At 70.9% G+C, this 13,435-nt stretch carries 10 protein-coding genes and 1 riboswitch; of the genes, 6 read left to right on the top strand and 4 right to left on the bottom strand.

Annotation, left to right across the window (positions count from 1 at the left end; all coding sequences use genetic code 11):
* The first annotated feature begins 239 nt into the window (after positions 1–239).
* Positions 240–707 carry a nuclear transport factor 2 family protein gene (locus ACZ5MC_RS04630; protein WP_306599137.1) on the top strand — a complete coding sequence of 156 codons (468 nt, stop codon included), beginning with the start codon at positions 240–242 and terminating at the stop codon, positions 705–707.
* A gap of 101 nt (positions 708–808) precedes the next feature.
* Positions 809–2,248 carry an SDR family oxidoreductase gene (locus ACZ5MC_RS04625; RefSeq protein ID WP_464517140.1) on the top strand — a complete coding sequence of 480 codons (1,440 nt, stop codon included), beginning with the start codon at positions 809–811 and terminating at the stop codon, positions 2,246–2,248.
* Between the two features lie 39 nt (positions 2,249–2,287).
* Here ACZ5MC_RS04625 and ACZ5MC_RS04620 read toward each other — a convergent pair whose 3' ends face one another.
* Positions 2,288–3,397 carry a 6-phosphofructokinase gene (locus ACZ5MC_RS04620; protein WP_306599135.1) on the bottom strand — a complete coding sequence of 370 codons (1,110 nt, stop codon included), beginning with the start codon at positions 3,395–3,397 and terminating at the stop codon, positions 2,288–2,290.
* Between the two features lie 77 nt (positions 3,398–3,474).
* On the opposite strand from ACZ5MC_RS04620, the gene ACZ5MC_RS04615 reads away from it, so the two are divergent.
* The gene (locus ACZ5MC_RS04615) at positions 3,475–4,665 is read left to right on the top strand and encodes an acyl-CoA dehydrogenase family protein (RefSeq protein ID WP_464517139.1); all 1,191 of its coding nucleotides are present in this window, start codon (positions 3,475–3,477) and stop codon (positions 4,663–4,665) included.
* Here ACZ5MC_RS04615 and ACZ5MC_RS04610 read toward each other — a convergent pair whose 3' ends face one another.
* Complete coding sequence (locus ACZ5MC_RS04610) at positions 4,666–5,646, bottom strand: hypothetical protein (RefSeq protein WP_464517138.1); 981 nt, start codon at positions 5,644–5,646, stop codon at positions 4,666–4,668.
* Between the two features lie 34 nt (positions 5,647–5,680).
* Positions 5,681–6,172 carry a DUF4442 domain-containing protein gene (locus ACZ5MC_RS04605; RefSeq protein ID WP_306599132.1) on the bottom strand — a complete coding sequence of 164 codons (492 nt, stop codon included), beginning with the start codon at positions 6,170–6,172 and terminating at the stop codon, positions 5,681–5,683.
* A gap of 57 nt (positions 6,173–6,229) precedes the next feature.
* Here ACZ5MC_RS04605 and ACZ5MC_RS04600 point away from each other — a divergent pair, with 57 nt between their 5' ends.
* The 3 genes from ACZ5MC_RS04600 to ACZ5MC_RS04590 all read left to right on the top strand — a co-directional run bounded on the left by ACZ5MC_RS04600 (position 6,230) and on the right by ACZ5MC_RS04590 (position 11,771).
* Entirely contained in the window at positions 6,230–8,350 is a 2,121-nt protein-coding gene (locus tag ACZ5MC_RS04600; RefSeq protein ID WP_464517137.1) for a TIM-barrel domain-containing protein, read from the top strand.
* Positions 8,351–8,595: 245 nt separating this feature from the next.
* Positions 8,596–10,623: a 3-deoxy-7-phosphoheptulonate synthase gene (gene aroF / locus ACZ5MC_RS04595; RefSeq protein WP_464517136.1), complete on the top strand. Its 2,028-nt coding sequence runs from the start codon at positions 8,596–8,598 to the stop codon at positions 10,621–10,623.
* Entirely contained in the window at positions 10,617–11,771 is a 1,155-nt protein-coding gene (locus tag ACZ5MC_RS04590; protein WP_464517135.1) for an aminotransferase class I/II-fold pyridoxal phosphate-dependent enzyme, read from the top strand. The genes aroF and ACZ5MC_RS04590 overlap by 7 nt, the downstream gene beginning before the upstream one ends.
* Before the next feature lie 374 nt (positions 11,772–12,145).
* On the opposite strand, the gene metK is transcribed toward ACZ5MC_RS04590, so the two are convergent.
* On the bottom strand, positions 12,146–13,318 hold the full coding sequence (gene metK / locus ACZ5MC_RS04585; RefSeq protein WP_306599128.1) for a methionine adenosyltransferase: 1,173 nt from the start codon (positions 13,316–13,318) through the stop codon (positions 12,146–12,148).
* A gap of 2 nt (positions 13,319–13,320) precedes the next feature.
* A riboswitch (SAM-I-IV-variant riboswitch) is annotated at positions 13,321–13,431 on the bottom strand.
* Positions 13,432–13,435: the final 4 nt, after the last annotated feature.

The raw sequence follows: 13,435 nt of genomic DNA, 5'->3' as shown, positions 1-13,435 counted from the left end.
GAAATGCCGAGGGGTCAACCCACCGGACGGGTGTTCGGGATACACATCGTTACCAGAGGTATTCTAGCAAAGTCGTGACGGATGGGACGTTTATTCCGGATCCGCCGGGCGCCCTCTAACCTTGGACCGCGGGTGAAGCCAAGCGTTTACGGTGAAATGACCCCCCTGAAAGAAGGTCCCTGCGTCATTCTAACCCCCGCCCGGCCCCTTACCCCCGCCAACTGCGCTTCGAGGTCACCATGGTCCCCCACGCCCTCCTCCTGGTCCCCGCCCTCGTGGCCGCCCCCACCCCGGAGGCGGCGGTGGCCGCCGTGCTGGACGACTGGCACCTGGCCGCCGCCCAGGCCGATGAGGCCCGCTACTTCGGCCACCTGGCGGAGGAGGCCGTGTTCCTGGGCACGGACCCCGCCGAGCGCTGGCCCAAGCCCGCCTTCCGGGCCTTCGCCCACCCCTTCTTCGCCCGGGGCAGGGCCTGGTCCTTCCGGGCGGCGCGCCGCACCGTCGCCTTCGCCGGACGGGGCGCCGTGGCCTATTTCGAGGAGGACCTGGAGACCCCCAACCTGGGCCCCTGCCGCGGGAGCGGCGTTCTGGAGCTGCGGGACGGCGCCTGGAAGCTGCTCCAGTACAATCTGTCCGTGCCCATCCCCAACCCCCTGATGGACGAGGTCAGGGACCGCATCCGGAACCACCGGGCCACGGGCAAATAGATCAAACAATTCAACGAACCTGGACCTGAGGGCCTGCTCCATCTCCGGCGGAACGGCCCGATGCCCTTTCTCCCCAGGTTCCACCCGGGAGCGGTGCACCCATGAACAACCTCATTCTCCTGACCGGCGCCACAGGCTACGTTGGCGGGCGGCTCCTGCGGGCCCTGGAGCGCGAAGGCCATGCCCTGCGCTGCCTTGTGCGCCAACCCGGGCGGCTCCAGGGGCGGGTGGGCCCCGCCACCCAGGTCGTGGCCGGGGATGTCCTGGAAAACACCGGGTTGGGGGAGGCCCTGGAGGGGGTCGAGGTGGCCTATTACCTGGTGCATTCCATGGGTTCGGCAGGGGAATTCGAGACGGACGACCGCCTGGCTGCCCAAAACTTCGGAGCCGCGGCGCGGGATGCGGGCGTCCGGCGGATCATCTACCTGGGAGGGCTGGGCCACACGGATGCGGGGACGTTGTCCCCCCATCTCCGGAGCCGCCAGGAAGTGGGGGCCATCCTCCGCGAGAGCGGGGTTCCGGTGCTGGAGTTCCGGGCATCCATCGTCCTGGGTTCCGGGAGCCTGTCCTTCGAACTGATCCGGGCTCTGGTGGAAAGGCTGCCCCTGATGATCACCCCGCGGTGGGTCTCGGTCCTGGCCCAACCCATCGCCATCGAGGACCTGGTGGCCTACCTCCTGGCCGCGATCCCGGTTCCCATGGAGGGGAGTCGGGTTTTCGAGATCGGCGGGGCGGACCGGGTGACCTACGGCGACATCATGCGTGCCTATGCCCGCCAGCGGGGCATCCGCCTGCTCATGATCCCGGTGCCGTTCCTGACCCCCTACCTCTCCAGTCTCTGGCTGGGCCTGGTCACCCCGGTGTACGCCCGCATCGGCCGGAAGCTCATCAACAGCATCCGCCATCCTTCCCTCGTGGTGGACGACCGGGCCCTGAGGCATTTCGCGGTGCGTCCCATGAGCGCGGAGGAGGCCATCCGCCGGGCCCTGGTGCACGAGGATGCCGCCTACGCCGGCACGCGCTGGTCGGATGCCCTGTCCTCCTCGGGACGGACCCGGACCTGGGGCGGCGTCCGTTTCGGCACCCGCCTGGTGGATACCCGCACCCTGAGGGTGGCTGCACCGCCCGCCCAGGCCTTCGCCACCGTCCAGCGCATCGGCGGCGCGACGGGCTGGTACGCCTGCAATGCCCTCTGGCGGTTGCGGGGGGCCCTGGATCTGCTGGCCGGGGGGGTGGGCATGAGGCGCGGCCGGGCCCACCCCGAGGACCTGCGGGTGGGGGATGCGGTGGATTTCTGGCGGGTGGAGGCCCTGGAGCCGGGCCGGCTGGTGCGTCTGAGCGCCGAGATGAAACTGCCCGGAAGGGCCTGGCTGGAATTCGAGGTGACCCCGGATGGCGAGGGCTGCACGCTGCGCCAGACGGCCATCTTCGACCCCGTGGGGTTCTGGGGGCAGGCCTACTGGTATGCCCTGTTCCCGGTGCACCAGGTGGTGTTCGCCAGGATGCTGCGCGGCATCGGGCGGCATTCCGTCGGGGCCTGACCGCCGGGGGAGCGTTTCCCTCGCGGCCCTTTCCCGGTTTCAGTCCCCCATGCAGATTCCCAGGTCCCGCGCCGTCTGGAGCGTATCCCCGTCCAGGGGCACGCCCTTCATGCGGCCGGCCACCTCGGCGAGCGGCACATAGTTCACGCCGTTCACGGCCAGGGCCACCATGACCCCGCTGTACCCCTCGTCCAGGGCGCGCACGGCGGCGGCGCCGAAGCGCAGGGCCGCCAGGCGGTCGAAGGAGGTGGGGCTGCCGCCGCGCAGGAGGTGGCCCAGCACCACGCACCGGGAATCCTTGCCGGTGCGCTCCTGCAGGGCCTTGCACACCTGGTCGCCCATGCCGCCCAGGCGCTCGGCGTGGCCGGTCTCGGCGGCGGCGGCGACGAGCCGGGCGCCATCCTTGGGCGCGGCGCCTTCGGCGACCATGACCAGGGAATACATGCGGTTGTGGAAGTCGCGGGTGCGGATGGCCTCCACCACCTTGTCCAGGTCGAAGGGGATCTCGGGGATGAGGATGGCGTGGGCGCTGCCCGAGATCCCGGCGTGCAGGGCGATCCACCCGGCGTAGCGGCCCATGACCTCCACGACCATCACCCGCTGGTGGCTCTCGGCGGTGCTGTGCAGGCGGTCCAGGCACTCGGTGGCGAAGGCCACGGCGGAATCGAACCCGAAGGTGGTGAAGGTCTTGTCCAGGTCGTTGTCGATGGTCTTGGGGACGCCCACCACGCGCAGGCCCTTCTCCGCCAGGGCGTTGGCGATGGTCAGGGAGCCGTCGCCGCCCACGGAGATCAGGGCGTCGAGTTCGCGCTTGGCGAAGAACTCCAGGATCTCGTCGGTGCGGTCCACCTCGCGGATGGTGCCGTCGGGCATCTTCAGGGGGAAGTGGCAGGGGTTGCCCTTGTTGGTGGTGCCCAGGAGGGTGCCGCCCAGGTGGGTGATGCCCCGCACCCGGTCCCGGGTGAGGCGGAAGACGCCCCCGTCGGCGTAGCGCTCGGGGAAGAAGATCCCGTTGAAGCCCTCGCGGATGCCGTAGACCTCCCAGCCGCGGCGCTGGGCGGCGATGGTGGCGGCGCGGATGACGGCGTTGAGGCCCGGGGCGTCGCCGCCTCCGGTGCAGATGGCCACGCGTCGGATGGAGCTGTTCATGGGATTCTCACGGCTGGGAAAGGGTTGGGAGGAGATCCCCCCATTGTGGCACTATCAGGCGTTGACGGAGGGGATCCATGTCCGGCGCCCACGCGAAATTCACCCACATGACCGACTACATGGCCCTGGAGGGCCTGCTGACGGACGAGGAGCGCATGGTGCGGGAGACCGCCCGGGAATTCGTGAACCGGGAGGTGCTGCCCATCATCGAACACCACGCCCAGGAGCGGACCTTCCCGGCCCATCTGGTGCCGATGATGGGGGAGCTGGGCTTCTTCGGGGCCACGCTGCCCGAGAAGTACGGGTGCGCGGGCCTGTCCCAGACCGCCTACGGGCTCCTCATGTACGAGCTCGAGCGGGGCGACTCGGGCCTGCGCTCGTTCGCCTCGGTGCAGGGCTCCCTGGTGATGTGGCCCATCCACGCCTACGGCAGCGAGGCCCAGAAGGACCACTGGCTCCCCCTCCTGGCCTCGGGGGCGAAGATCGGCTGCTTCGGCCTCACGGAGCCGGATTTCGGCTCCAACCCCGGCGGCATGCTCACCCGGGCCGAGCGCCTTCCCGGCGGCCGGTGGCGGCTCAACGGCACCAAGATGTGGATCACCAACGGAACCGTGGCGGACGTGGCCCTGGTGTGGGCCCGCACCGACGAGGGCATCCGCGGCTTCCTGGTGGAAAAGGGCACCAAGGGCTTCTCGGCCCCCGAGACCCACGGCAAGTGGAGCCTGCGCGCCTCGGTCACGTCCGAGCTGGTGCTGGAGGACGTGGAGGTGGACGGCGAGGCCGGCCTCCTGCCCCTGGCCCGGGGCCTCAAGGCGCCGCTGTCCTGCCTCACCCAGGCCCGCTACGGCATCGCCTGGGGGGCGCTGGGCGCCGCCGACGCCTGCTACCAGTGCGCCCTGGACTATGCCAAGAGCCGCGTGCAGTTCGACAAGCCCATCGCCGGCACCCAGCTCCAGCAGGAGAAGCTGGCCTGGATGGTCACCGAGCTCACCAAGGGCCAGCTCCTGGTGCTGCAGCTGGCCCGGCTGAAGGAGCAGGGCAACTACACCCCCGCCCAGGTGTCGATGGCCAAGATGAACAACGTGAACGCCGCGCTGGAGATCTGCCGCAAGGCCCGCACGATCCTGGGCGCCAACGGCATCCTGGACGAGTTCCCCGTGATGCGCCACATGGCCAACCTGGAAAGCGTCTACACCTACGAAGGCACCCACGACATGCACACCCTCATCATCGGCGAGGAGGTGACGGGGATCGCCGCCTACCGGTGATCACGGCACGCATACCGAACCGCTCTTGAGCCCGGCCACGGCGATGTCCGTGCCGTCGTCCAGGATCAGCAGGGCCCGGCCGCCCTCCATGCGCACGTCCACGATCATGTGGTTGAGGTACCGGGCGAAGGGGTCCCGGTGCCACACGACGCCCGTGGGCCAGGCGCGGCGGTAGGCCTCCACCACCGGGTCCACCACGCCCAGCACCGACTTCAGCGCCTCCTGGAAGGCGGGCCCGAAGCCCGGCGGCACCTCGCGTCCCAGGCCCGCGGCCCACAGGAAGGCCTCGGGGCGCAGGGTGCCGCGGTAGTCCCGGCCGTCCTCCGTCCACTCGCCGCCCATCGCCCAGGGGCTCATCTTCAGGCCGCCGGTGGCCACCACGGTGGCCTTGGACAGGGTCACCCGGCGGCTGCGCGAGGCGCCCAGGTGCAGGTAGACGCCCAGGAGGGGCTCGTCCACCCCGGTGCCCACGAAATCCTCCCGGCGGGAGGGGTCGTCATGGAAGACCACCGCCCGCAGGGGCAGGCCCTCGAAGCAGGCGGCCACCTGCCGGGCCGGGGCGTCCCTCTTCCCGAACAGGCCGGTAACTGCCGTCTCCCAGGCCGCCTGCACCGAGGCCAGGCAGACCACCCCCTCGGGCAGGCCCAGGTCCGTGAACGGCAGCGGGTTCTCGCGCCAGTCCCGGGCGAGGGCGGGAACCACCTGCCGGAACAGGATCAGGGCCGGATCCAGGTCCCAGTGGACTTCGGGCTCATACCCCAGCTCCCGGCACAGCTTGAACCAGGCTCCGGCCGGCGAGGCCTGCCCCAGCTCGAAGACGGCGTTGCCGTCCAGGAAGACCCGCAGGTCCGGGGTGGCGGGGGCGTACTGCAGGAGGATCTCATGGTCGCCCAGGGTGGCCAGGGCCGTCTCCAGGTACGGCTCGTCCACGGAATCCAGGACCGAGAGGGGTTCGCGAAGGACCCAGGCGCCTTTGTGCATGGCGGAACCTCCAGGAAGCCACCCCAATATAGGTCTACAGCACCGCCCTTCCCGTTTTTTTCAGGCTGAGCTCCAGGGTGAATTCCGCCACGGTTTCCAGGCCCGAAGGCGTCCGCACGGCGCCGCGCACCCGCACCGGCGCGGTCTGCCGCTCCTCCGAAGCCAGGGCCCGCTCCACCAGCTCGCCGATCAGGGCGCCGTCCTCGCAGATGAAGCGCACGTCCGCCTCCGGGCGCTTCAGGAACCGGGCCTCGAAGGACTTGAAGACGAGGGTGAGCCCCGCCTTCCGGGCCCGGATCCGCTCCACCGCCAGCAGCCCCCCGGCGCAGTCGGCGCCGATGGCGAGGGCACCGAAATACATGGAGCCCAGGTGGTTGCGCGTCCATCGCCGGAGGGGGACCCGGACGACGCAGTGGTCCGCGTCCAGCTCCTCGAGGGTGGGACGCACCGAGGCCAGGAGCGGGATGCGGGCCCAGCCCAGCAGGCGCAGGGCGAAGGTGCGGCGGAGGAGCTCGAAGGTGTCCATGGCCCAGCATAGGGTTTGCGGAACCTCCGTCCAGTTCCGGCCATCCCTGGCAGCACGATGAAAGCCAGCCGCCGCTTCCCCATCCTCATCGACCTGCTCCTCGCGCACTTCCGGACCCACGGCAACCTCACGGTGGGCGCCTGCGGGGAGATGGCCCCGGGGGTGGCCCTCTTCCTGCCCGAGGGCCTGGAGCCGGAGTCCCTTCCGCCCTCCCCCAGCCTCGCGCGCCCCCTGGCCATCACCGGCCCCCTGCCCCCGGACTGGGGGCCCTGGCCCCATTTCGGCATCTCCAGGGGCCGGTTCCGCGCGGCCATCCCCCTGGATCCGGGCACGGACCTCTACGGCACCGGGGAGGTGGCGGGGCCCCTGCGGCGCAACGGCAGGACCGTCATCCTGTGGAACAGCGGCTACCCCGGCTACGCCAAGGACGAGGGCCGCCGCCTGTACCAGAGCCATCCCTGGGTGCTGGCGGTGAGGCCCGACGGCTCGGCCTTCGGCGTCATCTTCGACACCAGCTGGAAGGCGGAACTGGAGTGCGGCGCCGAGATCGTCTGCACCAGCCAGGGCCCGGGCCTGCCGGTGATCATCCTCCGGGGCCCGACGCCCGCGGACGTGCTCCGTTCCCTGGGCGACCTCACCGGGCGCATGGAGCTGCCGCCCCGGTGGGCCCTGGGCTACCACCAGTGCCGCTACTCCTACGTGCCCGAGACGCGGGTGCGGGACGTCGCCCGGGAGTTCCGGGAGCGGGGCATCCCCTGCGACGCCCTGTGGCTCGACATCGACTACATGGACGGGTTCCGCGTCTTCACCTTCAACCCCCAGGGCTTCCCGGATCCCGCGGGACTCGCGGCCGACCTGGGCGCCATGGGGTTCCGGCTGGTGGTGACCATCAACCCGGGGGTGCGCGCCGAGCCCGGCTACCCCGTCTTCGACTCCGGCACCCGGGCCCGGGCCTGGATCACCACCCAGGCCGGGCGCGTCTTCAAGGGCAAGGTGTGGGCCAGTTCCTGCGTGTTCCCGGACTTCACCTCCCCGCGGGTGCGGGCGTGGTGGGCGGGCCTGCATCCCCCGCTGCTGGAAGCCGGGGTGGCCGGGCTCTGGAACGACATGAACGAGCCCTCGATCTTCGACGGGCCCGACCTGACCCTGCCGGAGACCGCGCGCCACGCCGGCGGGGGCGGGCTCCGGCCGGGCTCCCATCTGCAGTACCACAACCTCTACGGCATGCTCATGGTGCGCGCCACCCGGGACGGCCTGCTGGGGGCGCGCCCCGACCGGCGCCCCTTCATCCTCACCCGCTCCAACTTCCTGGGCGGCCAGCGCTACGCCGCCACGTGGACCGGGGACAACTACTCGACCGAAGGCGACTTCAAGCTGGCCACGCCCATGAGCCTGACCCTGGGCCTCTCGGGCCAGCCCTTCAACGGCCCGGACCTGGGGGGCTTCGTGGGGGACCCCTCCCCGTCCCTCTGGGCGAGATGGGTGGGCACCGGAGCCTTCTTCCCCTTCTGCCGGGGCCACTCGGACAAGGGCACCCGCAAGAAGGAGCCCTGGGCGTTCGGACCCGGGGTGGAGCGGACCGCGCGCATCGCCCTGCTGCGCCGCTACCGCCTCCTGCCCTACCTCTACACCTGCTTCCAGGAAGCCGCCGCCACGGGCCTGCCCGTGATGCGGCCCCTGTTCCTGGCCGACCCCGCCAACCCCGCCCTGCGCAGCGAGGAGCGCTGCTTCCTGGTGGGGGGCGACCTCCTGGTGGTTCCGCCCGGCACGAGGAGCGCCCCCCGGCCCAGGGGTCCCTGGCATCCCCTGTCCCTGGTGGAGGGCGACCTGGAGGACCGCCACCAGGCGCGCCTCTTCGCAAGGGGCGGGAGCATCCTCCCGCTGGGACCGGGGGCCATGTGCACCGCCGAGGCGCCCGAAGGGGCCACCGCCCTCCTGGTGGTGCCCGGCGAGGACGGCCGCGCCCAGGGCCGGCTCTACCACGACGCGGGCGACGGCTTCGCCTACCGCAACGGCGACTTCCGCCTGGTCACCTACCAGGCCGAACTGCGCGGGGACATTGTCGACCTCAAGATCCTGAGCACCCAGGGCCGCCGGCCCAGGCCCGCCGCAAACATAACGATCGAAAGGCTGTTACCAACAGGCGACCGGGCGTTCTGCTGGGAGGGCCCGTTCTGAAGGCTTGGCAGCGCGCCCGATCCATGATCCAATCCATCCCTTAGAGCAGGAACATGACCGCCCATTCCGCGACCTTCACCTTTACCCCCGCCGCCCGCCGTAATTATTACGGCGGCGGCGGAGGACCGGTCGAGGCATGGAGCCCTAGAAGCTAGCAGCTCCCGCACCCCTTCGAACCCGTCCCCCATGACCTGGCGGACGGGTTTTTTCGTTGCCGGGAAGGGCGGACACCCCAGGAGAACCCCATGGACCCCAAGCTTGAAACCCTCGGCGCCGCCCGCAGGGAGATCGACGAGACCGACCGCGAACTCATCCGCCTCCTGGCGCGCCGCTTCGACGCGGTGCGCCTGGTGGCCGGCGCCAAGGCGGCCGACGGCGAGAAGCCCGTCATGGACAACGACCGCGAACGGGACGTGCTCTCCGCCTGGATCAAGGACGCCGAGGACCTGGGCCTCTCGGCCCCCTTCGCCCGCAGGATCCTCAAGGAGATCCTCAGCCACTCCCGCCGGCTCCAGGAGCCCGTGGTCGAGGGCAGCGTCTCCCGCGCCCGCAAGGTGAAGGTGGGCTACCAGGGCGTGCTGGGCTCGTACAGCTCGGCGGCCGCGGCCCACCTCATGGCCACCCGCAGCACCCAGGGCAGCGAGCTCGTGGGCCACCCCATGTTCCTGGACGTGGTGGAGGCCCTGCAGTGCGGGGCCATCGACTACGGCTTCCTGCCCATCGAGAACAGCATCGGCGGGGCCATCGCGGACGTGAACCGGCTCCTCATCGACAACCTCCTCCACATCGTGGACGAGGAGGTGTGGGACGTGGACCACGTGCTGGCCGCCAAGCCCGGCGTCACCCTGGAGGAGATCCGCGTGGTGCGCAGCCATCCCGCCGCCCTCACCCAGTGCGAGGGCTTCCTGCGGGCCATGGACGACGTCACCCGCCAGCCCTGGTTCGACACCGCCGGAGCCGCCGAGTCGCTCCTGGAGGAGAGCGCCCGGGACGTGGGGGCCATCTGCTCGGAGGAGGCGGCGCGCGCCCGGGGCCTGGACGTCCTGGCCACCGGCATCGCCGACCAGGAGCACAACGAGACCCGGTTCCTGCTCCTTTCCCGGGCCCCCGAGCCGCCCGACCCGCGCGTTCCCAGCAAGACGTCCCTCGTCTTCCGCCTGAACCACCACGAGGGCACCCTCTCCAAGGCGCTGGGCATCTTCGCCGAGGCCGGGGCCAACCTCACCCGCATCGAGAGCCGTCCCCTGCCGGACACCCCCTGGGAATACCTCTTCTTCGTGGACGTGGAAGGGCATCAGGACGCCCCGGCGCTGGGCAGGGCCCTGAAGGAGCTGCGGGGCTCCTGCAACCACCTGCGGGTCCTGGGCACCTACCCCCGGCGCACCCGCGGCCAGGAGGCCCACCTGGCCCCCGAGGCCGCCACGGCCGCGCCCGAGCCGGTGCTCTCCTGCGAGGCGCGCCCCGTCCCCGGGCCCGCCCCCGCCGCCGGCCCCGTGCGCACCACCTTCAAGATCGGCAACGTCACCATCGGCGAGGGCCACTTCGTGCTCATGTCCGGCCCCTGCGCCGTGGAGAGCCGCCAGCAGATCATGGACGGCGCCCGCATGGTGCGCGCCGCGGGCGCGACCATCCTCCGGGGCGGCGCCTTCAAGCCCCGCACGTCGCCCTACGCGTTCCAGGGCCTGGGCCTCGAGGGCCTGCGCTACCTGGAGGAGGCCGGCCGCGAGTGCGAGATGCCCATCGTCACCGAGATCCTCACCATCGAGGACATCTTCGCGGTCTCGAGCAAGGCCGACATGCTCCAGGTGGGCGCCCGCAACATGCACAACTTCGCCCTGCTCAAGGAGCTGGGCAAGCTGGACAAGCCCATCCTCCTCAAGCGCGGCATGAGCGCCACGGTGAAGGAGCTGCTGCTGGCCGCCGAGTACATCCTCCACGGCGGCAACCAGCGGGTGGTGCTCTGCGAGCGGGGCATCCGCACCTTCGAGACCGCCACCCGGGCCACCCTGGACATCGCCGCGGTGCCCGTCCTGAAGCGCCTCACCCACCTGCCCGTCATCGTGGACCCGTCCCACGCCGCGGGCGTGCGCGAGCTGGTGGTGCCCCTGGCCCTGGCGGCCGCGGCCGCCGGCGCCGACGGCCTCATCGTCGAGGCCCACCCCAACCCCTCCGAGGCCCTGTGCGACAAGGACCAGGCCCTCACCCGCGAGGACATGGCGGCGCTGTATGCTGGTCTGCGACCCATCGTGGATTCCCAGGGGAAGAAATGGTGACCCTCAACACCCGCGCCGGCAGCGCCGGCCTCTCGCCCACCATGGCCGGGGCCTCGGCGCCCTGCCTCCACCCGGACCCCGTGGACCTCACGGTGGGCGAGCCCGAGGGCCTGCCCCCCGTGGCCGTGCGCGAAGCCGCGGCCCGGGCCGCCCTGGAGGGCCGAACCCGCTACGGCCCCGCCCAGGGCCTGCCCGCCCTGCGCGAGCTCCTGGCCGCCGACCTGACCCGGCGGGACGGGGTCCCCCGCACCGCCGACAACCTCCTCGTCACCGCCGGCGGCAAGCCCGCCATCCTCGACGCCCTCCGGTGCGTCCTGGAGCCCGGGGACGAGGTGCTGATCTTCGCCCCCTACTGGCCCACCTTCAAGGACCAGGTGGCCTGGGCCGGAGGCACTCCGGTCATCGTGCCGCCGGGCCCGGACCTCCTGCCCGCGGAGGGCGCCCTGGACCGGGCGCTGGGCCCGCGCACCCGCGCCGTCATCCTCAACCAGCCCTCCAACCCCACCGGGAGGGTGTGGGACCTCCCGCGCCTCCACGACCTGGCCGACGTCATCCTGGAGCGCGACCTCTGGCTGGTGCTGGACCAGGTGTACGGCACCCTCACCCTGGACGGCCCCGAGCTCCCCTTCCTGCGCACCTGCCCCGACCTGGCCGACCGCACCCTCCTGGTGGAGAGCTTCTCCAAGCGCTTCGCCATGACCGGCTACCGCCTGGGCGCCGCCGCCGGCCCCCTGGGCCTCATCCGCGCCATGACCAGCCTGGGCTCCACCAGCGTCACCCACCCCAGCATGATCAGCCAGCACGCCGGCATCGCCGCGCTGGGCCTGGACGGCGCCTTCGAGCGGGAGATGGCCGAGGGCCTCCGGGTCCGCCGGGACCGGCTCCAGGAGGGCCTGAACGCCATCCGGGGCATCCGCTGCGGCCGCCCCGAGGGGGCGATCTACCTCTTCCCCCACGTGGCCGAATGGATGGAGGCCCACGGCGTCGCCTCGGACCCGGAACTCACGGCGCGCCTCCGGGACGAGGCCGGGGTTAAGGTGCTGCCCGGCACCGCCTTCGGCGCGCCCGGGTACCTTCGCATCTCCATCGCCGCGTCCCTGGAGGCGCTGGACAAGGCGCTGGAGCGCATGCGGACCTTCTTCGGGTAGCGGACGTTTGGGAATCGACCCGGCTGAAAACCCTTCTCTGCGAGTGTGATCGCTTTCCCGGCCCATCCGCGGCATCCGATAAGCGGGCGGCTTGCACCTCGAAAAGACTGAACCCACAGGCGCAGAGGATTAAATCCCTTTCATCCCATCAATCCAATTTATCCCCGTTCCAGCAGGGCAAGTGCCGGGATGGGTCCGTGATGGCGGGTGGCCTGCGCGCCGTTTCCCTGCAGGCTTGCCCTGCCAGGACAGGGATGAATTGAGGGGAAAAGGCAGGATGAAGCCCATTTACGCCTTTGCCGGGGTTTGCCGACAGGCCCTGGCCCACGAAAAAGCCGGGCCCCGACGGGGCCCGGCTTGACTGGGGAATGCCGTCAGACCCGGACTTCCAGCCCCTTGACCGCCGCGGCGAGGGCCTCGGCCTTGTCCGTGCGCTCCCAAGGGAACCCGTCCCGGCCGAAGTGCCCGTAGCTGGCGGTGTCCCGGTAGATGGGCCGCAGGAGGTCGAGGGTGGTGATGATGCCCTTGGGGCTCAGGTCGAAGTGCTCGGCCACGAGCTTCTCCAGCTGGGCGTCGGAAATGACGCCCGTGCCGAAGGTGGTGACCATCACGCTCACGGGCTTGGCCACGCCGATGGCGTAGGCCACCTGCAGCTGGCAGCGGGAGGCCAGGCCCGCGGCGACGATGTTCTTGGCCACGTACCGCGCGGCGTAGGCCGCGGAGCGGTCCACCTTCGAGGGGTCCTTGCCGGAGAAGGCGCCGCCGCCGTGGGGGGCGGAGCCGCCGTAGGTGTCCACGATGATCTTGCGGCCCGTGAGTCCGCAGTCGCCCTGGGGGCCGCCCACGACGAACTTGCCGGTGGGGTTGACGAGGTACTCGGTGCCCTTGAGCCAGGCCGCGGGCATGACGGGCTTGATGATCTCCTCGATCACCGCGTCCCGGAGCACCTCGTAGGGGACGTCCTCGGCATGCTGGGTGGAGACCACGATGCTCTCGGCCCCCACGGGGCGGCCGTCGACGTAGCGCAGGGTGACCTGCGACTTGGCGTCGGGGCGGAGCCACGCGAAGCGGCCCTCCTTGCGGAGCTTCGCCTGGCGCTCCATGATGCGGTGCGCGTAGTGGATGGGAGCGGGCATGAGCGCGTCGGTCTCGTCGCAGGCGTAGCCGAACATGAGACCCTGGTCGCCGGCGCCCTGCTCCTTGTGGAGCCCTTCGCCCTCGGTGACGCCCTGGCTGATGTTCTGGGACTGCTTGTCGTAGCAGACCATGACGGCGCAGCCGCGGTAGTCGATGCCGTAGTCGGTGCTGTCGTAGCCGATGTCCTTCAGGACGCCGCGGGCGATCTGGATGTAGTCCACCACCGCGTTGGTGGTGATCTCGCCGGCCATGACGACCAGGCCCGTGTTGCACAGGGTCTCCGCCGCGACCCGGGACTTGGGGTCCTGGGCGAGGCAGGCGTCCAGGACCGCGTCCGAGATCTGGTCGGAGACCTTGTCGGGATGGCCTTCGGAGACGGACTCCGAGGTGAAAAGGTAGTTGCTCGACATCATGCGCTCCAGGGGTTTCAGGTTGGTCTCCTGCGCATGGAACCCGTAGGTCCAGGGCACCGCAGCTTCCTGCTCGGTTGCCGACCCCTTTCAGGGCACTCTACATGCACTGCCATT

It is taken from the genome of Mesoterricola sp. JemC181 (assembly GCF_055384585.1).
Note: the sequence above shows the minus strand (reverse complement) of the source record. Positions and strands in the feature narration are given on the sequence as shown.